23 protein-coding genes are annotated in these 22555 nt (G+C 64.9%); 12 read left to right on the top strand and 11 right to left on the bottom strand.

Annotation, left to right across the window (positions count from 1 at the left end; genetic code table 11):
* Positions 1-49 precede the first annotated feature (49 nt).
* From AACH40_RS13375 to AACH40_RS13365, 3 genes are all read left to right on the top strand, one after another.
* On the top strand, positions 50-817 hold the full coding sequence (locus AACH40_RS13375; protein ID WP_338642837.1) for a tetratricopeptide repeat protein: 768 nt from the start codon (positions 50-52) through the stop codon (positions 815-817).
* A gap of 14 nt (positions 818-831) precedes the next feature.
* Entirely contained in the window at positions 832-2163 is a 1332-nt protein-coding gene (locus AACH40_RS13370; protein WP_240959268.1) for a PQQ-binding-like beta-propeller repeat protein, read from the top strand.
* Between the two features lie 103 nt (positions 2164-2266).
* The gene (locus AACH40_RS13365) at positions 2267-3610 is read left to right on the top strand and encodes a protein-S-isoprenylcysteine methyltransferase (protein WP_338642836.1); all 1344 of its coding nucleotides are present in this window, start codon (positions 2267-2269) and stop codon (positions 3608-3610) included.
* 3 nt (positions 3611-3613) lie between these two features.
* Here the strand turns inward: AACH40_RS13365 and AACH40_RS13360 are convergent, their stop codons facing one another.
* From AACH40_RS13360 to AACH40_RS13350, 3 genes are all read right to left on the bottom strand, one after another.
* Positions 3614-3913 (bottom strand): putative quinol monooxygenase, encoded by a 300-nt coding sequence (locus AACH40_RS13360; RefSeq protein ID WP_338642835.1) that lies wholly within the window; start codon positions 3911-3913, stop codon positions 3614-3616.
* A 16-nt stretch (positions 3914-3929) separates the two neighbouring features.
* Positions 3930-5303 (bottom strand): glutamate--cysteine ligase, encoded by a 1374-nt coding sequence (locus AACH40_RS13355; protein WP_338642834.1) that lies wholly within the window; start codon positions 5301-5303, stop codon positions 3930-3932.
* Between the two features lie 74 nt (positions 5304-5377).
* On the bottom strand, positions 5378-6127 hold the full coding sequence (locus AACH40_RS13350; protein ID WP_338642833.1) for a 16S rRNA (uracil(1498)-N(3))-methyltransferase: 750 nt from the start codon (positions 6125-6127) through the stop codon (positions 5378-5380).
* Positions 6128-6174: 47 nt separating this feature from the next.
* Here AACH40_RS13350 and ubiA point away from each other — a divergent pair, with 47 nt between their 5' ends.
* Positions 6175-7101 (top strand): 4-hydroxybenzoate octaprenyltransferase, encoded by a 927-nt coding sequence (gene ubiA / locus AACH40_RS13345; RefSeq protein WP_338642832.1) that lies wholly within the window; start codon positions 6175-6177, stop codon positions 7099-7101.
* Here ubiA and AACH40_RS13340 read toward each other — a convergent pair.
* A complete protein-coding gene (locus AACH40_RS13340) occupies positions 7092-7466 on the bottom strand; it encodes a VOC family protein (protein ID WP_338642831.1) in 375 nt (124 codons plus the stop codon). The genes ubiA and AACH40_RS13340 overlap by 10 nt on opposite strands.
* A 97-nt stretch (positions 7467-7563) precedes the next feature.
* Between AACH40_RS13340 and soxR the strand changes: the two genes are divergently transcribed.
* Entirely contained in the window at positions 7564-8007 is a 444-nt protein-coding gene (gene soxR, locus AACH40_RS13335; protein WP_338642830.1) for a redox-sensitive transcriptional activator SoxR, read from the top strand.
* A gap of 39 nt (positions 8008-8046) precedes the next feature.
* Here soxR and AACH40_RS13330 read toward each other — a convergent pair whose 3' ends face one another.
* From AACH40_RS13330 to AACH40_RS13310, 5 genes are all read right to left on the bottom strand, one after another.
* A complete protein-coding gene (locus AACH40_RS13330; RefSeq protein WP_338642829.1) occupies positions 8047-8532 on the bottom strand; it encodes a hypothetical protein in 486 nt (161 codons plus the stop codon).
* A 466-nt stretch (positions 8533-8998) separates the two neighbouring features.
* Positions 8999-12436, bottom strand: a complete 3438-nt coding sequence (smc, locus tag AACH40_RS13325) for a chromosome segregation protein SMC (protein ID WP_338642828.1) — start codon at positions 12434-12436, stop codon at positions 8999-9001.
* Between the two features lie 40 nt (positions 12437-12476).
* Positions 12477-13241: a DsbA family protein gene (locus tag AACH40_RS13320; protein ID WP_338642827.1), complete on the bottom strand. Its 765-nt coding sequence runs from the start codon at positions 13239-13241 to the stop codon at positions 12477-12479.
* 74 nt (positions 13242-13315) lie between these two features.
* The gene (locus AACH40_RS13315; protein ID WP_338642826.1) at positions 13316-14020 is read right to left on the bottom strand and encodes a thioredoxin domain-containing protein; all 705 of its coding nucleotides are present in this window, start codon (positions 14018-14020) and stop codon (positions 13316-13318) included.
* An 8-nt stretch (positions 14021-14028) separates the two neighbouring features.
* A complete protein-coding gene (locus AACH40_RS13310) occupies positions 14029-14619 on the bottom strand; it encodes a DUF721 domain-containing protein (RefSeq protein ID WP_338642825.1) in 591 nt (196 codons plus the stop codon).
* A 29-nt stretch (positions 14620-14648) separates the two neighbouring features.
* Here AACH40_RS13310 and AACH40_RS13305 point away from each other — a divergent pair, with 29 nt between their 5' ends.
* From AACH40_RS13305 to AACH40_RS13285, 5 genes are all read left to right on the top strand, one after another.
* Positions 14649-15740, top strand: coding sequence for an A/G-specific adenine glycosylase (locus tag AACH40_RS13305; protein WP_338646090.1), 1092 nt, complete (start codon positions 14649-14651; stop codon positions 15738-15740).
* Positions 15737-17044 carry a serine hydrolase domain-containing protein gene (locus AACH40_RS13300; protein ID WP_338642824.1) on the top strand — a complete coding sequence of 436 codons (1308 nt, stop codon included), beginning with the start codon at positions 15737-15739 and terminating at the stop codon, positions 17042-17044. Before AACH40_RS13305 ends, AACH40_RS13300 begins: the two co-directional genes overlap by 4 nt.
* On the top strand, positions 17044-17928 hold the full coding sequence (gene nudC / locus AACH40_RS13295; RefSeq protein WP_338646088.1) for an NAD(+) diphosphatase: 885 nt from the start codon (positions 17044-17046) through the stop codon (positions 17926-17928). Before AACH40_RS13300 ends, nudC begins: the two co-directional genes overlap by 1 nt.
* Positions 17925-18626, top strand: coding sequence for a DsbA family oxidoreductase (locus AACH40_RS13290; protein ID WP_338642823.1), 702 nt, complete (start codon positions 17925-17927; stop codon positions 18624-18626). The genes nudC and AACH40_RS13290 overlap by 4 nt, the downstream gene beginning before the upstream one ends.
* Positions 18627-18698: 72 nt before the next feature.
* Positions 18699-18944 carry a hypothetical protein gene (locus AACH40_RS13285; protein ID WP_338642822.1) on the top strand — a complete coding sequence of 82 codons (246 nt, stop codon included), beginning with the start codon at positions 18699-18701 and terminating at the stop codon, positions 18942-18944.
* Between the two features lie 22 nt (positions 18945-18966).
* Here the strand turns inward: AACH40_RS13285 and AACH40_RS13280 are convergent, their stop codons facing one another.
* A complete protein-coding gene (locus AACH40_RS13280; RefSeq protein ID WP_169492101.1) occupies positions 18967-19359 on the bottom strand; it encodes a DUF1489 family protein in 393 nt (130 codons plus the stop codon).
* Positions 19360-19403: 44 nt separating this feature from the next.
* A complete protein-coding gene (gene mgtE / locus AACH40_RS13275) occupies positions 19404-20873 on the bottom strand; it encodes a magnesium transporter (protein WP_338642821.1) in 1470 nt (489 codons plus the stop codon).
* Between the two features lie 110 nt (positions 20874-20983).
* Between mgtE and AACH40_RS13270 the strand changes: the two genes are divergently transcribed.
* The gene (locus tag AACH40_RS13270) at positions 20984-21439 is read left to right on the top strand and encodes a peptidylprolyl isomerase (protein WP_338642820.1); all 456 of its coding nucleotides are present in this window, start codon (positions 20984-20986) and stop codon (positions 21437-21439) included.
* A gap of 105 nt (positions 21440-21544) precedes the next feature.
* The gene (locus AACH40_RS13265) at positions 21545-22531 is read left to right on the top strand and encodes a helix-turn-helix domain-containing protein (protein WP_338642819.1); all 987 of its coding nucleotides are present in this window, start codon (positions 21545-21547) and stop codon (positions 22529-22531) included.
* The last annotated feature ends 24 nt before the right edge of the window (positions 22532-22555 follow it).

The following is a 22555-nucleotide window of genomic DNA, read 5'->3' as shown; positions in this document are numbered from 1 at the left end:
AATGGGTGTCCCGCCCGTGCGACCCCGCCGAAACACCGAAAGCAGCGCCTTGGCCCTGAGACCGACGACCCCCCAATCCCGTTCCGACCAGTTTGCCGCACGCCAGGCCGCGCAGCAGGACGTTTTCCTGCGCGAGGTCGACGATGCGCTGCGCGAAGACCAGACGATCGATGTGCTCCGCAAGTGGGGCCGACCGGTCGGTGCTGTCGTCCTGGCCGGTCTGCTCGGGCTGGCAGGCTATCTGTGGTATGACAACCATCAGAACGCCGTGGCGGGCGAGCAGGGCGAGGCGTTCACCAAGGCGCTCGACCAGGTCGAAGGTGGCAATCTGAAGGCAGGCAACGAGGCGCTTGCGCCGATCGTCAAGAGCTCGGGCCCAGGTTACCAGGCGGCTGCGCGCACGATGCAGGGCGCGATTGCCGCGCAGCAGGGCAAGACGGACGAAGCTGCGAAGATCTTCGCCGAAGTCGCCGCAGATACCAAGGCGCCGCAGCCTTTCCGCGATCTGGCAACGGTGCGGGAAGTGTCGCTCAAGTTCGACACGCTGAAGCCGCAGCATGTTATCGACCGGCTCAAGCCGCTCGCCGTTCCGGGCAATCCCTGGTTCGGAAACGCCGGTGAACTGCTGGGCGTGGCCTATATGAACAACGGCGACAATGCTCAGGCTGGCGCGCTTTTCGCCAGCATCGCCAAGGACAAGACCGTTCCGGAATCGCTCCGCCGCCGCGTTCGCCAGCTGGCGGGGCAGCTCGGCGTCGATGCCGTGGACGACCCGCAGGACGCGATCGTGAAGGTCGCTCCGGCAACGGCAGAATGACGAGGATGCAATCGATGAATGGCAACCGCATTTCGCGCGCCGCGCTGCTTGGCGTGACGGCTCTGGCCATCGCGCTCGGCGGCTGTGCCGGCAAGGGCAAGGTCAAGGCAACCCCGACGATCGGCCAGCGCGTGCCCGTCCTTTCGCGGATCGAGGCGGGGACCAAGGTCGACGAATCGATCGCGCTGATGGACGTCGTCCTGCCGCCGGCTGAAGCAAATGCTGAATGGGCACAGGCTGCCGGCAGCGCCGCCAAGGCGACCGGCCACCTGGCGATCGGCGATGCGCCGCGCAAGGCCTGGGTCGCGCAGATTCCGGGATCGTCCAAGAAGGAGCGCCTTGCTGCATCGCCTGTCGTCGGCGGCGGCAAGCTTTTCGTCATGGACACCGCAGGCACCGTCCATGCCTTCGACGCCGCGACCGGTCGCGAAGAGTGGAAGACGGCCATCCGCATGGACGGCAACAACGCTTCCGTGTTCGGCGGTGGTGCCGCGTTTGACGACGGCGCGGTCTATGTGACCACCGGCCTTGGCGAAGTTGCCCGGCTGGATGCCGCCGACGGCAAGATCAAGTGGCGGGTGAAGCCCGCCGGACCCCTGCGCGGTTCGCCGACCATCGCGTTTGGCGCGGCGACCGTCATGACGCAGGACAACCAGATCGTTGCGCTCAACGTCGATGACGGCACGCAGTTGTGGCACGAATCCGGATCGGTGACGCAGTCGGGCGTGTTCGGCGTGGCTGCACCGGCGGCGGGCCAGGGCACGTTCGTCGCGGGCTATAGCTCGGGCGAACTCGTTGCCTACCGTTATGAAAACGGACGCGAACTGTGGTCTGATGCGCTGGCGCGCACCTCGATCGCGACGTCGGTTTCGACGCTGACCGATATCGACGCCGATCCGATCATCGAGAACGGGCGCGTCTATGCGCTGGGCCAGGGCGGCCGCATGGCGGCTTACGAACTGGTCACCGGTCAGCGCATCTGGGAGCTCAATCTCGCGGGGATTTCGACGCCTGCCGTCGCGGGTGAGTGGATCTTCACGCTGACCGACGAGGCGAAGCTGCTTTGCATCGCCAAGGCCAACGGCAAGGTCCGCTGGCTGACCCAGCTTCAGCACTATCGCAAGGAAAAGAAGAAGATCGACCCGATCTTCTGGACCGGGCCAGTGCTTGCCGGAAACCGGCTGTGGATCGCGAACTCGCGGGGTGAGATCCAGACCGCGTCGGTTGCCGACGGCAAGGTGACGCCTTTTGCCGAAGTGAAATCGTCGGTATCGCTGGCGCCGATCGTGGCGAACCAGACGCTCTATGTGCTGGACGACAGCGGGCGGATCACTGCTTTTCGCTGATCGGCCGCGCGCGGGGCAGCAGAGCAGGGGAAGTGCCAAGGCACACTTGACTGGCCTTGTCTCTTCATGGTTTCTGCACGCTCTGTCGGGTAAGGGCGGGACCATGAGCATGAGCCCTCCTGTCCCGGCCAACCGGCCGCCAAGCGACATTTCTGCCGGCGTGGGCCTGTGTGGTGTGGCCGGCCTGCTGTTCTGGCTCATGGTATGCCGCGAATGGCCGGCGATCGTGGATGCTTTTGGCCTGCCGGGGCCCAGGGCCAAGCTCGATGGCGCCAATGCCGCACTTTTGGCGCTGCTGTTCTCAGGCGTTCCGATGGTGCTCTGGTCGCTGCTGGTCGACAAGGTTCATCGCCGCCCCTCGACCGGGATCGACTGGGACAACCCGAAGCCTCTGCGAGAGATCGCGCAGATTTCGATCACCAAGATCGCAGGGCTCTGGGCGACCTGGGCGCTGATCGCCTTTATCTACTGCCTGGGGCGGTGGTACTGGCGGGGCCCCTACCTGTTCGCGATGGACATGCTCGAGATCGCAGGGCCGGTGATGATAGTCCTGTCGGTCCCCTACGTCCTATGGCTCGATCGCGTGCTGGTAGAACCGCGTGATGGGGCTTGGCACTTCGGCGCCATGCTCCTGGGCCGAGAGCCTTTCTCCAAGGCCGAAGTCGCCCATCATCTTCGCGGTTGGGCTGTGAAGGGCTTCTTCTGCGCCTTCATGATTTCGATCCTGCCGATGGGATTCATGGGTGTTGTCGCGTTCGACTGGAACGCTGCCTGGCACCTTGGGCCAGTGGTGATGACCAACGTCATGATCGAGACGATGTTCATGATCGACGTGCAGATTGCGATGGTCGGCTACCTGCTGACGATGAAGCCGCTCGATGCCCAGATCCGCACGGCCAACCCCTATCTCGGGGGATGGGTGGCGGCGTTGATCTGCTATCCGCCGTTCATCCTCATGGGTGGCGGCGACGTGCTGGACTACCGGCCGCACAGCGCGGAATGGGACTATTGGCTGGCCGGGCACACCACGCTGCTGTGGGTCTGGGGCGCGACCATGGTGATCCTCACCGCGATCTACGCCTGGGCGACGGTCGCATTCGGCCTGCGGTTCTCGAACCTGACCTATCGCGGCATCCTGACCAACGGCCCTTACGCCTTTACCCGCCATCCCGCGTATCTTTCCAAGAACAGCTTCTGGTGGCTCACTTCGATGCCCTATCTGGCAACTAGCGGATCCATGGTCGACGTGATCCGCAACACCGTGACGCTCGGCCTTGTCAGCGGCGTTTACTACTGGCGTGCGAAAACCGAGGAGAAGCATCTGCTGGCCGCCGATGCCAAGTACCGCGAATATCATGCCTGGATGGCCGAGCACGGCCTGATTACCGCCCCGCTCACCAGGCTGGGGCGACTGCTCTGGGCACGGCGCAGTGCGCTGGCGCGCTAACGGCTAGATCGCTTCGCCCTCATCGGTCTCGAAGCGGCGGATCTGGCGGTCGTAAAGGCCAAGATCGGCGCGTTCCGTGACCCAAGCCGCCATGTGCGGAGCCTTGAAATGCGCGGAAAGCGCATCGCTGTCGCGCCATTTTTCGGCGATGTGGATCAGGCCCGGCTCGAGCATGTCCTGCGCATAGGAATAGGCGATGCAGCCATCTTCGGCGCGGGTGGCGGTGACCACGCGTTCCATGGCGGGCAGGATCGCCTCGACGTTTTCGACCGGAACCCTGACCGTACCCATCACGATGATCATGCTTGTCGCTCCCGCGTCAGAAGCTCTTGGCCTGATAGATCCTGCCGAGGTCGCCGGCCCATTCGCCATGGTAGAGATCGAGCAACCTTTCGGCCGGCGTCTTGCCAGTGGCGACAATCTCGTCGAGCGGCAGGAGATACCCTGTCTCGTTGTCGCCGGCATCGTTGAGGCGCGCCCGCGCGGCCAGACCGCTCCTTGCAATGCCCAGCACTTCGGCCGCCACATCGCGCAGCTTGCCGCCACCCGGCAGCGGGGCATCAAGGCCGAGCTTGGGCACTTCGGCGCGAAGCCGCTCGCGCCCGTCCATGTCCCAGCCCTTGACCAGATCCCACGCAGCATCGAGCGCGCCCTGATCGTAAAGCAGGCCGACCCACAACGCAGGCAGCGCGCAAATCCGGCTCCACGGTCCGCCGTCGGCACCACGCATTTCGAGGAACGACTTCAGCCGCACTTCGGGGAAGGCGGTCGACAAATGGTCGATCCAGTCAGACTCCAAGGGCTTTTCACCCGGCAGCGCGGGTAGCTTGCCGTCCAGGAAATCGCGGAACGACTGGCCTGAGGCGTCGATATACTTGCCGTCGCGGAAGACGAAGTACATCGGTACGTCGAGCATGTAGTCGACATAACGTTCGTACCCGAAGCCATCCTCGAACACGAAGCCTAGCATGCCGGTGCGGGCCGCGTCGGTATCGGTCCAGATGTGGCTGCGATAGGAAAGGAAGCCGTTCGGCTTGCCTTCAAGGAACGGCGAGTTGGCGAAAAGTGCCGTTGCGAGCGGCTGGAGCGCCAGGCTGACTCGAAACTTCTGCACCATGTCGGCCTCGCTCGAATAGTCGAGGTTGGTCTGGATGGTGCAGGTCCGCAGCATCATGTCGAGGCCCATCGTCCCCACGCGCGGCATGTGCCGCAACATGATCTCGTACCGACCCTTGGGCATGATCGGCAGTTCGGCCCGGGTCTTGTCAGGCCACAGGCCGAGGCCGAGATAGCCGAGGCCGAGCTTGTCGCCGATCGACTTCACCTGGGCGAGGTGACGGCCCGTTTCCTGGCAGGTTTCGTGCAGGTTCTCGAGCGGCGCGCCCGAGAGTTCGAGCTGTCCGGCAGGTTCGAGACTGACCGTGCCGTCCGGCCCGGACATGGCGATCACATTGTCGCCCTCGATCACCGGCTCCCAGCCATATTCGGTCAGCGCGAGCAGGAGGTCGCGGATGCCGCCTTGTTCAGCGTACGATGGGGCGCGAAAATCGTCGGTGCGATAGACGAACTTTTCATGCTCCGTCCCGATCCGCCAGCGCTCTCGCGGCTTTTCGCCCTTCTGCATCGGGGCGACCAGCTGGTCCCGGCTCTCGATTACCGGTTCGTTGCTATCTGAAACCTGCCGCGTGCTCATGCGCGCCAGTTAGAGGTTGCGAGGGGGTTTAGCTAGTCCCAATGCTGCCATTCATTGTTGCGAAAGCGCAACGATCACCCGTTCCAGTCGCCTGTTGTCCCCATCCAAAGAGCCGTGGCGGCCAGTGCAGCGGTTTCGCCACGTAGGATGCGTGGGCCGAGCGTGATCGCCCGGGCGCCTGGGTGAGCCCTGATCGCTGCGCGTTCGGCATCATCGAATCCGCCTTCCGGCCCGATCAGCAAGGCGGCAGGGCCAGCATAGGCCGCAAAAGCGGCCGCGGCGGGCGCGCCACCGTTCTCGTCCGCGAAGAACAGCGCGCGATCTGCCGGCCAGTCGCGCAGGAGCGCGTCGAGCTTCACGGGTTGCTCCAGCGTGGGGAGCGCGGTGCGGGCGCACTGTTCTGCCGCTTCCGTCACGATCGCGCGGGCGCGTTCCGGGTTGAGCCGGTCGGCCACGCAGCGGCGCGTCAGGACCGGATGGATCGCTGCGACGCCCAGTTCGGTCGCCTTTTCGAGGACGAGATCGAAGCGATCCTTCTTGAGCAGGGCGGGGCACAGCCAGAAATCCGGGACCAGTTCGCGCGGCCTGAGAAGCGCTTCCACTGACAGCTGGATATCGCGCTTGCCCACCTGGGCCACACGAGCGAGCCATTCGCCGCTCGTATCGTCGCACAGGATCACCGCGTCGCCCACGGCTGCGCGCATGACCTTTCCCAGGTAATGCGACTGCGCCCCGTCGAGCGCCACGGTTGCGCCCTCTGCAAGGGGGGCGGGCACGAAGAGGCGAGGTGCCGACTTAGGCGGCCAGGCAGGGGTGGCGGGCATGGTTGCAGGCCCTAGCCGATTGCAACGCGCAGAGCTATGCCGCCAGCATGACCGGCGCTTCCGCACGTTCCGACATCGTCCCAGATAGCGAGCACAAAGGGCTGGTTGCCCGCTTGCCACAGCCGGCGCGCGATCTGGCCCAGTTGGCGCGCTTCGACCGGCCGATCGGCTGGTGGCTGCTGTTCTGGCCCTGCACGTGGGGCCTCTTCCTGGCGGGGGGCGCAAGGCGCTGGGACATAGCCTTATGGATGCTGCTGGGTGCCGTCGCGATGCGGGGGGCAGGCTGCGTCTACAACGATGTTGTCGATGCCGATCTCGACGCGCGCGTAGCACGGACCGCATCGCGCCCAGTGGCGAGTGGACGCATTTCGAAGAAGGCTGCCTGGATCTGGCTGCTTTCGCTGTGCGCAGTCGGCTTGGTGGTGTTGCTGCAGCTGCGCTGGCAGGCGCAACTGGTCGCGCTCGGCAGTCTGGCGCTGGTTGCCGCCTATCCTTTCATGAAGCGCATTACCGGCTGGCCGCAAGCGTGGTTGGGCCTCGTTTTCACCTGGGGCGCGCCGGTCGGCTGGGTGGAGGCGCGCGGGTTCGAAGGTCTGGCGCCTTTGGGCCTGCTTTATGCCGGCGCCTGGGCTTGGTGCATGGCCTACGACACGATTTACGCCTTGCAGGATCGCGAGGATGACGCACTTGTGGGCATCGGTTCTTCTGCACTCTCGTTCGGACGCCACGTCAGGGCTGGCGTCGGCGCAATCTATGGCGTGGCGCTTGTCTGCTGGGCCGGAGCCTTCTGGCTGGTCCGGCCAGATCCGCTGGTGTTCGCAGCGCTTGCGCCGATGGCCATGCATCTCGGCTGGCAGGTGTTCACTCTCAAGGAGGACGGAGCGGACCCGTTGGTCAAGTTCCGCTCCAACCGTTTCGCTGGACTGCTGATGGCACTCGCGAGCCTGACAATCGGCCTTGCCGGTCAGGCATAGCTGACGAGTTCGAACTCGATGCCGTCCCAGTCATAGAAATAGAACCGTCGGCCGGGATCGTAGTCTGCGTGGCTGAACGGCACGAGGCCATGGTCTTCCACGATACGTTCAGCTGCGTCCAGATCGTCAACCACGATGCCGACGTGCTGGAGCGGAGCGCCCTTCTCGAAGCGGCCGGTGACCGGTTCCTTTGGTCTATAGAGTGCGATGTAATCGAACTGCGCACCCAGATGGATGGTCCACCCATCGTCGATCGCCGGGCCGCGCCAGCGCTCTGTCCAGCCGGTCAACTTCGCAAGGAAGGACGCCGTGCGGTCGGGATCGCTCACGCGAATATTCACGTGTTCAAGACGAGCTGCACGCATCTCTTCAAGTCCTTCCTCAACTGTTGTTCGAATCGACGCCTGCCCTTATGCAAGCTCAAGCTGACTTGAGGTCAAGCTTTGCAGGCAGGGTCCTACGGTGAATCGCAACGATCTAATTCCGATTGGCACTCTGGCGCGGCGCACCGGGCTCGCCGTCTCGGCGATCCGCTACTACGAGGAGCGCGGTCTTGTTCAATCTGTCCGCACGGGCGGCAACCAGCGCCGCTTTCTGCGGTCCGACATACGTCGTCTGAGCTTCGTGCTTATCGCGCAGAAGTTGGGGCTCGGCTTGGGACAGATCGAGCAGGCGCTTGCGACGCTGCCGCAAGGGCGTACGCCCACCGTGCTCGACTGGCAGAAGATTAGCCGTGCGCTGCGCGGAGAGATAGACCAGCGCATTCAGTTGCTGACCCGCACCCGCCACAAGCTCGACGAATGCATCGGCTGCGGCTGCCTGAGCCTCGATCGCTGCGCGCTCTACAACAAGGAGGACCGCGCCGGCGCTGCCGGGCCGGGCCCGCGCTTCGTACTGGATTCGTAACGACCTTTGAGGTTTGGAAGTTACAGCACGCTATTCCGATCAGCGCATAACAAGATAGAGATCCGTGGGGATTAAGGGCAATGAATCGCGTGGCGCATCCTCAGGCCAGCGAATGGTCGCACTCTTTTGCCCGGGGTCTGTAGAGAGGATCTCGAAGCGAATGCCAAAAAGCTCGAGGGGCCGGTTGAAAGACTCGGCGCTCTTGTACTTGGTCCAGGCTTCTGCCGTATAGGGACCTTGACTAACACGGATGAACTGGAGGGGTTTTTCGCCCTGATAGACGCGCAAAATGATCGTCGCACTATCCGCCTTCGCGCTGGCCAATTCGAGTGTGACGTAGTCAGTTGGCCCAATTTCGGCGTTGGAAAGTTTTGCAAACGAAATCGCGTCGATCTGTGAGCCGGGCCGCAGGTCGTCCTTCCCTTCGCCCACCATTAGCGTGTGATCAAGCTTGCCGTCCCCATCGGTGTCCTCCAGGCATTTTTGGCTGTCAGACAGGCTGTTGATCAGCTTGTTTTGCATCATGGCCCAAAGCGAGCCAGACCTCGTTCTCGTCTTCACCTTGCTGGGTGTGCAATAGAGCCTACGCGGCATTGCGGGTGCCGCTGGTTCGGTCAGTGTTACGGCCGGGAGAACGGTGCCAGCAGGAATGGTGACGCTCTCTCCGGAAAAGGAAAATGTTACCGGGGCATCGATCCTAGCCGCCTCGGTCCATACCAGCGGGAGCCGCAGTATTGGCTCATTCCCAACTTTGTAGCTTATGGTTCCGCGCGGGCCAGTATTAGCAAGAAAACCTTGGGGTGCTTGGTCCCATTTTACGCCGGCTGCAGTGGCAGTCTGAATTGAAGCGACAAGCAGCAAAGCAGTCGTCACGCCACGCAAAAGGATTTCCCTTCGAAGGTCATTGCCAGTTCGGGACGTACTCACGAGTTGACTGACTGACAAGGTCCGATCCGTCGAGTTTGGACGGGCGGCTTCGAGCGACCACTCATCATTGGCTGGCCAGCAAGTCGACCGCACCGCCAAGGTCGACGCTGACGAGGCGGGAAACGCCCTTTTCGACCATGGTGACGCCAAACAGCCGGTGCATGCGGCTCATCGTCACGGCGTTGTGGGTAACGATCAGGTAGCGGGTCTTGGTTTCTGCCACCATCGCATCGAGCATGTCGCAGAAGCGTTCGACGTTCGCGTCGTCCAGCGGCGCGTCGACCTCGTCAAGCACGCAGATCGGCGCGGGATTGGTCAGGAACAGCGCGAAGATCAGTGCGACTGCTGTCAAGGCTTGCTCACCGCCGGAGAGAAGAGTCAACGATTGCAAGCGCTTGCCGGGTGGTTGCGCGAAGATTTCGAGACCAGCTTCGAGCGGATCGTCGCTGTCCACCAAGGCGAGGTGGGCCTCGCCGCCGCCAAACAGGCGAGCAAACAGGCGGCGGAAGTGCGCATCGACAGCCTCGAACGCCGCGCGCAGCCGCTCGCGGCCCTCGCGGTTGAGGTTGCCGATCGATCCGCGCAGCCGGTGCACCGCCTCCACCAGTTCGGCCTTCTCGGTGACCGAAGTACCCATGCGCAGCTCTGCTTCGGCGAGTTCGTCTGCGGCGACCAGGTTGACCGGGCCGATCCGCTCGCGTTCGGCGGCAAGCCGGTCGTGCTCGGCAGATTCAGCCTGCGACGAGCCGACATCGGCCGAGGCAAAGGCAAAGCGTTCGGGCAGGAGCGGGGGCGGGCACTGAAACCGTTCGCCCGAAATGCCTGCCATCTCCTGCCGTCGAGCATCCTCGTTCTCGGCCCGTGCTGCAGAACCGGCGCGCGATTCTCGGGCCGTGGCAAGCGCCTCGGTCGTTGCGGAGAGCCGGGCGTCGGCAGCGCGCGCTGCGGTCTCGCACTGCGCGAGTGTGGCTTCCGCCGCGGCCAGATCACTGGCGATGCGGCTGCGGATTGCCTCGCCCTGTTCGATCTCTGCGACCAGACCCGCAGGCTTGGCCGCGAAGACGAGCCGGTCCTGGGCCAGTTCCTCGGCGCGGCCGGTCATGTCGGCCAGCCGCTTGGCAGCATCGCCCGCCCGCGATTGCCAGTTGCGGATATCGACGCGCACCACGCCGAGCCTTTCGCGTGCGACGGCAAGCGCCTGCTCCAGCGCCGCAGAGGCAGCGGTCGCCGATTGCAGCGCGATCCGTGCGGCTTCGTTGCGGGTTCGCGCAAGGTCCACCGCTGCGCGCCCGGCCTCGGGATCCGGCAGCGAAGCGCGTTTTGCTTCGGCCAATGCCAGCTCGCCTTCGCCGCCTTTGCGCTCTTCGACAAGGTCGGCGGTCATCCGGTCGAGTTCCTGGCGACGCGCCTCCATCCGCGCGCGTGCCGCCTCTGCCGCATCGATGGCCCGCAGGGCGCTGCGCTCCGCATCGGCCGCCGCCGAGATTGCCCGCTCGCTCTCTGCAAGCTGGGCCTGGATCCGCAGCAGGCCGGCCCGTACCTCTGCATCCGTGGCCTCGGCGTCGACCAGCTTCGCACGCAGCGCAGGCAGCCGGTCCTGAAGCTCTGCCAGGCGGTTCTCGGCTTCCAGCGCCGCCGCTTCAGCTGCACCCTCGCCGCGCGCGATAAAACCGTCCCACCGGCGCAGGTGCCCGGCCCGCGTGACCAGCCATTCGCCCGGCGCGAGCGGCTGGCCGGTGTCCGCCTCCACCGCGTGGACCAGAGCGAGCCGCGCCTTCAATTCCTCGGGACAGGCCGGGACAAAGCGGAGAAGCGATTCTGCAACATTCGTCGGCGTGGCTGCGCCGGTCCAGAAGCGGCCGTCCGCCTGTGCAGGAGCAGGGCCGACGGGCGAGCCGGCATCGCGGCCGAGTACGGCGGCGAGTGCCCGTTCCCAACCCGGTGCGGCGCGGCTTCCGGAAAGTGCCGTTGGCCCTTTGCCCTTGGCGGCAGCCGCCTTTTCCCGCGCGGCCTTGTCGCGGGCCAGCGCCTCGGCCTCGCGTTCGACCCCGGCAAGGTCGGCGCGCGCGGCGGCGAGCGCATTGCCTGCCGCATCGCGTGCGATGGTCAGGGTTTCGCGCTCGACGGTCAGGCCCTCGCGCCGAGCCTGCGCTTCGGCAAGCGCTGCGGCGGCCGAGGCGCGCTTCATCTCAGCCTCGGCTAATTGCGCTGCCGGATCGGCTTCGCGCGACAGCGCTTCGGCTTGCTGGACAAGGCGCGCCAGATCGGCGTCGAGCCGAACGAGACGCTGCCGCGCTGCGGCAACCGCTGCTTCGGCAACGCGCCATTCGGCATCGATCCCGGCTTGCTCCGCAACCTTCTGCGCCAACGCCAGCTCGGCGGCGCGGGCTGCGCGCTCAGCATCCTCGACCGCTCGGGCGGCAGCAGGGCGGCGGGCCTCATCTTCGGCCAGCGCCGCTTCGGCCTTGGCGACTTCGCCTTCCAGCCTGGCGAGGGCTGCAGCGGCGTCGGTAGTCATGCGATCGGCAGCGGCGCGATCTTCGTCGATCCGCCGCAACTGGCGGTCGATGTCGGCAAGGCGCTGTTCCGCTGCTTCGAGCTGTGCCGTCAGGCTTGCCATCCGCTGGCCCTGCGCTGCGGAATCCTGCCGGCGGTCGAACAATTCCTCGCGCGCATGGGCTAGCGCTTCGCCGGCTTTGTGCTGGGTGGTCTGGGCCTCGGCGGCTGCAGCCTGTGCCTGCGTGACCGCCTGATCTGCGGCCTGCGCCTCCTTGCGCGCTGCATCGGCCGCCGCTGCCGCATCACGCCAGCGCGCGAAGACCAGCCGCGCCTCTGCGACGCGGATTCTCTCACTGACCGCCTTGTAGCGCTCTGCTGCGCGCGCCTGGCGCCTCAGCGTGCCGATCTGGCTTTCGAGCCCGGCCAGCATGTCATCAAGCCGTGCCAGATTTGCTTCGGTCGCGCGCAGCTTCTGCTCGGCGTCGCGGCGTCGCACATGAAGTCCCGCGATCCCCGCAGCCTCTTCCAGCATCATGCGCCGCTCCGCCGGCTTGGCGGCGATCACTGCGGCGATCCGGCCCTGGCTTACGAGGGCCGGGCTGTGCGCACCCGTTGCCGCATCGGCGAAGATCAGCGCCACGTCCTTGGCGCGGACATCCTTTCCATTGACGCGATAGGCGCTGCCAGCGCCGCGTTCGATGCGCCGCACGACTTCAAGCTCGCCTCCATGCGGGCCCGAAGGATCTGTTTCCGCCGTCAGCAACACTTCGGCGAAATCGCGCGCGGGGCGGTTGGCCGTGCCGGCGAAGATCACGTCTTCCATGCCGCCGCCGCGCATCGACTTCGCGCTGCTTTCGCCCATCACCCAGCGGATGGCCTCGAGCAGGTTTGATTTGCCGCAGCCGTTGGGGCCGACAACACCGGTCAGCCCGGGCTCGATCCGCAGTTCGGCAGGCTCGACAAAGCTCTTGAAGCCCGAGAGCTTCAAGCGCCGGAATTGCATCGGTGCAAGCCCCCCCAAGGCCCCTACCGCGCTGGGCGCATCAGCGTGCGCCGGCCTTCTTGATCATCGGTTCAAGCGCGTCCCACGTGGCGACGCCGGTCTTCGTCCCGTTGAGGATGAAGGTGGGCGTGCCGGTCACGTCGTAATCCTGCGAGGCCTTGTCTGTCGCATTGGCGAGCGCGGTGGCCTTGGCCGTATCGGTCACGCACGTGCTGGCCTTGTCCGCCGCGATGCCGCGCGCATTGAAGAATTCGGTCATGCCGCTCATCGTGGCGATCTTGGTGAAGCGCTGTGCCGGCGGTGAAGCCGCAGCGTCCTTGTAGGCAGCGTCGCCCGCCTTCTGCAGGTTTGCGAACATGTTCGGCTGCCAGTCCCAGAACTGTTCGCTGAGCGGAATGACGGCTTCGGGCGATCCGCAGATGGCGAGCAGCGCGGCCGGAATGTCCAGCGCGTTGAGCATGAAGAGGCGCAGCTCGTAGCTAACCTTGCCGGAATTGACATATTCGTCTCGCAGCTTGGGGAAGCCTTCCTTCGAGAAGGCGGCACAGTGCGAGCACGACAGGGCGCCGAATTCGAGCAGCTTGATCGGCGCGTTGGGGTTACCCATCAGGTAGCCGCCTTCGGGCGTGGTCACGATCACGTCCGACCAGGTCTTGCCGGCCGGCGGCGCAACTGCGGCGACCGGTGCCCCTTCTGCAATCTCCCCAGTCGGTGCGGCAGCATCCTTCTTGCCACAGGCGGCAAGGCCGAGAGCGAGCGGCAAAGCGGCCAGGCCGAGCGCGAGACGGGTGACAGCAGGCTTCATCGTGGATTTTCCGATAGCTGTTGAAGGGGTGTTTGCGAACGGACTAGCCGATCATCGCGGTGCATTGAAGCAGCTCAATTAAGCGCCGCTTCAAGCTGGGGCTTGAGCGCGGCCCACGAATAGGTACCGGCCAGCGGCACGCCGTTGAGCACGAAGCTCGGCGTTCCGTTGACGTAGTCGTTGTCGACCGCTTCCTGGGTGTGCTTGGCAAGACGCCCCGCAAGTGCGGTATCGGCCAGACACCGATCGGTTTCGGCGCGCGAATAGCCCCGTTTCTCCATGATATCGTAGAGATGCAGGTCTGCTGCAATGGCACGCGTGCGCGATGGCAGCGGTCCGTTGTACCAGCGCGCTTTCTGCGCTTCGGTCGCCGTCATGACCGGCGCGATCCAGGTCTGCTGGCTGCGCAGGAAGGCGTTGTGGTTGGCAAAGAACCGGTTGGGCGCGCCACAGTGGGTTAGCAGCGCGACGGTCATGTCGATGCCATCGCGCACGAAGCTGCGCACTTCGATCGAACCCTTGCCCGTGGCGATGAAGCCGATGCGCAACTGAGCGTCGGATTCCTGCTCGAAATGGGCGCAGTGCGGGCAGGTGTAGCTGATGTATTCGACCAGCTTGACCTTGGCGTTGGGGTTGCCGAGCAGGTGGCTGTCGATAGGCGTGCGCACAACGGTCGCGTTCCAGTTCCCGACGCTTCTGGCTGGCAGCGGCTTTCCGGCGCCCGCCAGCGCAACGACGCCGAACAGCGCCAGCACGATCATTCCCAACTTTCGCAGCATCTTGCCCCTCACTCCGTATCGATCGTGCCCCGACCACTCGCTTCGCCAAGGCTGCGCGCCAGCGATTCGAGCACGGTCCGCAATTCCGGGTCGCCGATATCGCGCAAGCTGTCGCCCAGTTCCATCGGGATCGGCTTGAGCGATGGCGGAGCGGCCGGACGCGCGGGGGTATTGGCCTTTGGTGGCTGAACCACGCCTTGCCGAAGCTTGACCTTGGCCACGGCGCGATAGCCGAAGAAGCGGTTCACCCGCTCCATGATCTCGGGCGCGACGTGCTGGATGAGTGGCGCATGCGCCGGCGTAACGACAAGCTGGAGAATACCGTCCGACTTTTCGCCAGGCGGGAAACGAATGGACTCGGGCGCGCAATGGCGTGCGTGCGCCTCGCCGACGATCTCGGGCCAGCGCGTGACCACCGAACTCTGTACGAAGCCGAACCGGCGGAAAGCAGTACGCCCGATGGCCGGCATCAGGTCCGCGATCTGGCGCGCTTCACCGCCACGGGGGCGTTCGTATTCGCGCGGCTGGCCGTGCTTTGCGCTGGTCTTGGCAGCAGCCTTTGGGGCAAGGGGACGAGGCTTGGCGGGATCGCGTTCCATAACGCCTGCCGCCATGCCATAGCGTGGCGATGCAAGCCAGTGGCGCGACTCTTTCATCCTCCGCAGATTCGAAGGCAGCCGTTTCGGACGCGCTTCTCGCCTGGTACGACACACATGCGCGTCGCTTGCCATGGCGCAAGCTTCCCGGCGAAGAGCGCCAGCATCCCTATCGGGTGTGGCTGTCCGAAGTCATGCTTCAGCAGACGACCGTCGCAGCTGTGGGGCCCTACTATGCGCGGTTTCTCGCACACTGGCCGCGGGTCGAGGATCTAGCGGCGGCCGAGGATGCGGATGTCATGGCGGCATGGGCGGGCCTTGGTTATTACGCCCGCGCCCGCAATCTTCTGGCCTGCGCCCGGGAAGTCGCGCGGCTGGGCGCCTTTCCCTCTACCGAGCAGGGCCTGCGCCAGCTGCCGGGTCTGGGCGATTACACCGCCGCCGCGGTTGCCGCGATCGCCTTCGATCAGCGCGCTGTGGTGGTCGATGCCAATGTCGAGCGGGTGGTGGCACGGCTCTTTGCGATCGATACGCCCTTGCCAGCTGCGCGGCCAGCGATCCGCGCGGCGACCGACCGGATCACGCCCGATCGAAGGGCGGGAGATTTCGCGCAAGGCATGATGGATCTTGGCGCCACGATCTGCACGGTCAAGGCGCCGCGCTGCCTGCTTTGTCCGCTTCGCCCGCACTGCATCGGCTACGGCCAGGGCGAACCAGAGCGCCTGCCGGTCAAGGCGGCCAAGAAAGCAAAGCCCGTGCGCAAGGGCCGTGCCTTCTGGATCGAACGCGATGGTTGCGTTCTTCTGGTGCGGCGTGAAGGCAAGGGCATGCTGGGCGGCATGCGGGCCTTGCCGGACGACGGCTGGTCAGCGCGCATGGACGGTCTGGGGGCACCCATGGACACCGCATGGCGGTCGGGTGGCGTGGTTCGTCACGGTTTCACCCATTTCGATCTCGAATTGCAATTGATGCTTTGCGGTTCGCCTGAAATCGGTAGTCTGCCACGTGAACTAGAATTGGGAGAATGGTGGCCGCTTTCGAATATCGAGGCGGCCGGCCTGCCCACCGTGTTTGCCAAGGCGGCACGGTTGGCGCTGGCAGAAAGGCAAGGACGCGAAGGATGACGATCTCGCGGCGAGAATTGCTGCGTTCAGGCGCGGTGCTGGGCGCAGGTCTGACGCTGGCCCCGCGGTGGGCCTGGGCGGTGGACACGGCGACAGACAGGGTGGCGGCGGTAGGGAATTATCCGCAGGTCGCGTCGCTGGTCGATCGGTACGCGACCCAAGGCAAACTTTCCGGCCTTGTCGCGACTGCGGGTTGGGGCGAAGCGCCCATGGAAGTCATCGCGCGCGGCGCGGGCACCAAGGGTGATGCCCATCCGATCGGCCCCGACAGCCTGTTCCGGATCTATTCTATGACGAAGCCGGTCACCGGCATGGCGGCGATGATCCTCGTCGGGGAAGGGCGGCTCGGGCTAGACCAGCCGCTTGCCGATATCATCCCGGCCTTTGCCCGGATGCAGGTGCTGGTTTCGCCGGATGCACCGGTTGATCATGTCCGCCCGGCAACCACCGCGATCACCATCCGCCACTTGCTCACACACACGTCGGGCCTTGGCTACACCATCATACAGAAGGGCCCGATCAAGGAAGCCTATGAAAAGGCGGGCATCGTGCCGGGGCAGGTCAGCCGCGTGCCGGTGCCGGGAATGTTCTTCGGCAAGGCAGCACCGAACCTTGCCGAGTTCGCCGAACGGCTGGCAGGTCTTCCTTTGGTCTACGAACCGGGCACGCGCTGGAGCTATTCGGTCTCGCTCGATCTGCTGGGACGAGTGATCGAAATCGTCGCTGGCATGCCGTTCGACACTTTCCTTCGGCAGCGCATCTTCGGCCCTGCCGGGATGACGAGCACGTCTTTCACCGTTCCCGCGAACCAGGCGGCCCGGCTTACCACGAACTATGGCCTGCTGGGCGATGTGGCGGTGCCGCTCGATCCGGCCCGGACCTCGGTCTATCTCGACAAGCCTGCTTTCCCCTTCGGCGGTGCGGGCCTTGTCTCAAGTCCCCGCGATTACGACCGCTTTCTAATGATGCTGGCCAATGGCGGGAGGCTGGGCCGAACGCGGGTCATGGACGAAGCCGCCGTCCGTCTTGGCACCAGCAACCTTCTGCCGCCTGCCGCGGTTGTCGAGGACCGCTTCGTCAAGAGCGGCGGTTTCGGAGCAGGCGGGCGCGTGGGGCTCGGGCAGGATGCAGGTACCTTCGGTTGGGCAGGGGCGGCCGGTACGGTCGGCTTCGTCAACACACGCATCGGCCTCAGGGCCGGACTCTATACCCAGTACATGCCGGCCGATGCATTGCCGGTGCAGGATGAATTCCGCGCGGCCATGCTTGCCGATGTCCTGGCGCGAATGAAAAGGGCTGCTTGATGGTGGAAACGACGATTGCCTTTGCCGGGTCCGGGCTCGACCGCGCCGATCACGTGCGGTCGGACCCGGAACAGCTCGCTGGACTGATGAACTGGCGGGCAAGGCTGCTCAAGCTTGATGGCATCGATCCGGTGATCGCTGATGACGGGGGACTTGCCTGGGGCACCTTGGCCGACGCCGATCCGACGGCGGAACTCGTGTTCCTGGGCCTGTCCGAAGACGGGCGCGGCTGCTTCGCCGAAGTCAGCCCGGGCCTGATCGGCAGCGTCGCCCCGCCCAATCCCCGGCTATGGCAGGCGATGAGCATGCTGCCGGGCGCCGAGTTGGCGACTTACGGTGGTGCACGCAGCCTGGTGGACTGGCACGCGCGGCACCGCTTTTGCGCCAAGTGCGGCAGTCCGACCACGCTGGCCAAGGGCGGCTGGCAGCGCATCTGCACCAACGAAGCGTGCAAGGCCGAACACTATCCCCGCGTCGATCCCGTGACGATCATGCTCGTCGAATGCGACGGTGAGCTGCTGCTAGGCCGCCAGCCGCGCTTCCCGCCCAAGCGCTATTCCGCGCTTGCCGGGTTCGTCGAGCCGGGCGAATCGATCGAGGAGGCCGTCGCACGCGAAGTGTTCGAGGAAGCGGGCGTGAAGGCGCGCGATGTGATCTATGTCGCCAGCCAGCCCTGGCCGTTCCCCTCGTCGCTGATGATCGGCTGCTGCGCGGTGGCCGATGACAAGACCATCGTGATCGACAAGACCGAACTGGACGATGCCCGCTGGTTCACCCGCGCCGAGGTCGAACAGGCAATGTCCGGAGACGAATCCGGCGCCTTTATCGCGCCCCCGCCGTTCGCGGTGGCGCATCATCTTCTCAAGTGGTGGCTGCAAAGATGAGCGCTCCCGACAAGGTCATCGTCGATATCTGGTCCGACGTGATGTGCCCGTGGTGCATCATCGGCACTCGCCAACTTGAAAACGCGCTCGAGACGCTCGAGGGCGAGATCGAGGCGGAAATCCGTTTCCATCCCTTCGAGCTCAATCCCGACATGCCGCCCGAAGGCGAGGAGAGCGCGGCGCACATCCGGCGCAAGTACGGCTCAAGCCCGGAACAAGCGGCGGAAGGACGCTCGCGCATCAGGACGATCGGCGAAAGCGCGGGCTATTCGTTCGACTATGCGGGCGAGGGAGAAGCCCCGCCGGCATGGATGTGGAACACTCGTGCCGCCCACCGTCTGCTGGTATGGGCCCTTCGCGATCTGGGGCCCCAAGTGCAGGGCCGGCTGAAGCACGCCATGTTCGATGCGCACTTCCAGTACCGCCGCAACATGGCCGATCGCGAAGTCCTGCTCGACATTGCGGAGGAGACCGGACTCGATCGCAACGCAGCCGAAGCCGCGCTCGACGATCCGGAGATCGATCGGCTGGTCATGGCGGGCCAGCGGCAGGCCTGGGACATGAACGTCAGCGGCGTGCCGGCCATGGTCATCAACGGCAAGTTCATGGTGCCGGGTGCGCAGGACCAGCAGACGTATGCCAACGTCCTGCGCAAGGTGGTGCAGAAGGAGCGCGAGCGGGCGGCGGCTGAGGGGTAGGGGGGCCAGGCTGGAGATTGTCCTCGCCGCACGGTACGGGCCTTTGAAGGCCCGCCGAGAAGAAAGCGCACCATGACGAACCCTACTTCGCTGCAAGACCACTTCGCCCACTGCATCCAGGTGCTGGGAGGCGTGACGGCGGCGTCGCGTCGCCTCGGCATCGACGAGCGCGCCATCCGCCGCTTCGTTAACGGCGAGAGGCCGATCAGTTCGCGGCTGCTGCGCGATACGGCAGAGGCCCTGCGCACACTCATTGCGGAGGCGACGGATGCCGAACAAGGCATCGCCAGCTCGCTGGAAGCAGCGGAAGACGATTGAAGCTGCCGCGGCGACGGCGGTCTCAAACCAGTCCCAGCTTGGCAAGCTCGCCAGCCAGCGAAGGCGGCAGCATGTCGGCGCTTTCGCCATCCGCAAGATCGCGCGGGGCGTCCGCATCCTCAAGGTAGCGCCATCCCTGATGGGCGCGCTTGGGCTTGGGGTGAACGTCGATCAGCTTCGTCGTGATGACGATGTTCGTCCGTCCGTCCGGTGCTTCCTCGAAACCGATGATCGGGGAGCGCGCCACGAGCTGGTGCTTGAGTATCCAGAACAGCGACCCGCCGACCATCTCGGCATGCCGCTTGGGCAGGTAGCGGGTGGTGAGGCGAGCCTCGGCCCCGCGCGTCCGGAACCAGCCATGGACTTCGTCGAGCGACTGCGCCCCGTAGGCGACCTTGGTCATGTGTAGCGGCATCAGGTTCGAGATAGGCAGCCGCACGCCACTGTGCAAACCGGCCCTCAGTGCAGCGCGAAGACTTCTGCAAGGCCCAGGAAGAAGAAGAAGCCCAGTGTGTCGGTCATGGTCGTGACGAAAACCGTGGAAGTTACGGCCGGGTCGATTTTCAGCTTGTCCAGCCCCAACGGGATAAGCACGCCCGAAAGCCCGGCGTTGATCGAATTGAGGATCATCGCCAGCAGCAGCACGAACGATAGCATCCAGTCCTGATAGATTACCTGGCAGGTCATCGCCATCAGCAAGCCAAGGCCCCAGCCGTTGGCCGATGCGATCCACCATTCGCGCACGATCATGCGCCAGGTGTTGGAACTGGTCAGCTGGTTGGTGGCGAGCGCGCGCACGGTCACCGTCATCGTCTGCGTCGCGGCGTTGCCGCCCATGCCGGTAACGATCGGCATCAGCACGGCGAGCGTGACGAGCCGCGTGATCGTGCTTTCGAACAGCGCCACGACCGACGAGGCAAGGATCGCCGTGCCCAGATTGATGAACAGCCACCACATCCGGGTGCGGATGGTGCGTGGCAGCGGCTCGTTGATGTCGCCTTCGCCTGCGCCCGAAAGCAGCAGGGCGTCCTCGCCCGCTTCTTCCTGAATGATGTGGACCACGTCATCGACGGTGATCTGACCAACCAGGCGGCCTGCGTCATCGACCACGGCGGCCGAAATCAGCGCGTACTTCTGAAAGCGCAGCGCGACTTCTTCCTGATCCATGGCAACCGGGATCAGCGTCTGGTCGCGCTTCATCACGTCGGCCAGCGGCACGCTGCGCGGCGCGCGCAGGATCCACGAAAGCATGCAGGTGCCGACCGGCCGATGCTTCGGATCGACGATGAACACTTCCCAGAATTCAGTCGCGAGATCGCGGCTTTCGCGCATGTAGTCGATCAGGTCGCCGACGGTCAGATGCTCGGGAACCGCGATGAAGTCGCGGCTCATCAGGCGGCCGGCGGATTCCTCGGGGAACGACAGCGCGCTTTCGATCGCGGCGCGGTCCTCGGGCTCCATCTCGGCGAGGACGGCCTGCTGGTCCTCCTCGTCGAGATCCTCGATCATGGCGACGGCATCGTCCGTCTCCATCTGCTCGGCGAGTTCGGCGACTTCCTCCGGCTCGAGATCGTCGACAAGGTCCTCGCGGACCCAGTCGTTCATCTCGGCCATCACTTCCGAGCCGAGCAGGTCGTTGATAGCGCGGGCCAAAGGTGCGCGATATTCGCCGTCGATCAGCTCGAAAAGGTCGGCGATGTCGGCCGGATGGAGCGGCTCGACCAGGTTGTAGACCTGTTCCTGGTCATCCGCCTCCAGCGCGTCGGTTACCTTGCGGATGAACCGTGGCTTGAGCGTGTTGTCCTCTTCGTCGAGGCTTTCCGAATGGCGCGTCTCATCGACCGGCGGCGTATCCTCGCCATGGTCGGGCCCATGGTCGACGGTGCCGTCGGCAAGGAGAGTCTCGACCCGGTCTTCCTCGCGCTCCATCGAGGCGGGGATAGGCGATGGTCGGGCAAAAGCAACCGCCTTGGCCTGCCCGGCGTGACTTTGTTGGGGAAGCCCCTATATCGGCGTCAAACCGAAAGGATGTGTACACCATGGCGAATGAAAAACTGGTGCTGTCGCTCGATACCGGCGACGTCGTGATCAACCTGCGTCCCGATCTGGCCCCGGGCCACGTCGAACGGATCAAGGAGCTTGCGGGCGAAGGTTTCTACGATGGCGTCAAGTTCCATCGCGTGATCCCCGGCTTCATGGCGCAGGGCGGCTGCCCCAACGGCACCGGCATGGGCGGCTCGTCCAAGCCCGACCTGCAGGCCGAATTCAACGATGCACCCCATGTGCGTGGCGTATGCTCGATGGCGCGGACCAGCTATCCGCATTCGGCCAACAGCCAGTTCTTCATCTGCTTCGACGATGCCCGTTTCCTCGACAAGCAGTACACCGTCTGGGGTGAAGTCGAGAGCGGCATGGAGCACATCGACGCGCTGCCCAAGGGCGAGCCGCCGGCAAACCCGGGCGTGATTCGCAAGGCCAGCGTGGTCAGCGCCTGATCACAAGTAGCTGCTACGCTTGAAAAAGGGGGTGGGGAAATCCGCCCCCTTTTTTGCAGGTTCAACGCGGAACCGACTGGCTGCCCGGTCTTTTCAAGCCGGGGCATGAAAAGGGTTGCGACTTCGCGCGGCGAAGAACAGGCAGAGACATCTTCGAACGCGGATGCTGCATTCGCCGGCGATGCAGCCGTGGGCGAAGGTCGCATGGCCTACTGGCGCCCTGCCGCTGACCTCGCGCCATTCGTCAGCGGATACCACTTCTATGAAGTGGATCCCCCGCGAGCCCGATACCATCTCGATGTCTTCCAGCCCGCCTGGTTCAGCCTGCGCGTGCTTTTGACATCCCGCACGGATTGGCATGTCCGCGTCGGGAAAGGTCGCAAGGTGCGGGTGCCGGACCTGTCGCTATTTGGACCAAGCAGCGCCGTGACGTGGTCCCAAAGTACCGCGGGACAAGTGGTGGGCGCCGGGCTCACGCCGCTTGGCTGGTTGCGCCTCACACGCGTGCTTGCGGTCGATTGGGCGGACCGGGTTGGCGACCCGGGTCCGATTTTCGGCCCCGGCCTCGACGAGTTTGCCAGCGAAATCCGCCGTGTTTCTCCCGACGAGGCTCCTGCGCTGTTCCATGCGTTTCTCGCGCCTCTGTTGTCCCGCCCCCAGCGCAGTGAGGATCGGGTTGCGGCGATGACGAATGCCTTGCTCGATCCCTCGGTCCAGTCCGTTCACGAGCTGGCCAAACGAGTGATGGCAACCGAACGGACGATCGAACGGCTTGCCAGCCGCGCGTTCGGATTTGCGCCCAAGTTCCTGCTGCGCCGCTCGCGCTTCCTGCGCTCGCTCCATGCGATCTTTGCAACAGGGCGCGGCGACGGTGCGCTGGCGATCGACCCCGGCTACACCGATTATTCGCATTTCGTGCGAGAGGCGCACGCCTTCCTTGGCATGGCACCAAGGCGTTTTCTTGCCATTGGCGCACCCATGCTGACTCGCTCGCTGATCTTGCGAAAGGCGCAGCTGGGGGCGCCGGCGCAAGCATTGCTCGATGGTCCTGCCAGGACGGCATCGGACATTATTCACCAAACAACTTCCTGAAACGCCGCGCAGAAACGCCTCAAG

Origin of the sequence: Novosphingobium olei, assembly GCF_037076535.1 — a bacterium.
Lineage (GTDB): Bacteria > Pseudomonadota > Alphaproteobacteria > Sphingomonadales > Sphingomonadaceae > Novosphingobium > Novosphingobium olei.
The sequence above is the reverse complement of the archived record's forward strand: the minus strand, read 5'-3'. Positions and strand labels throughout refer to the sequence as shown.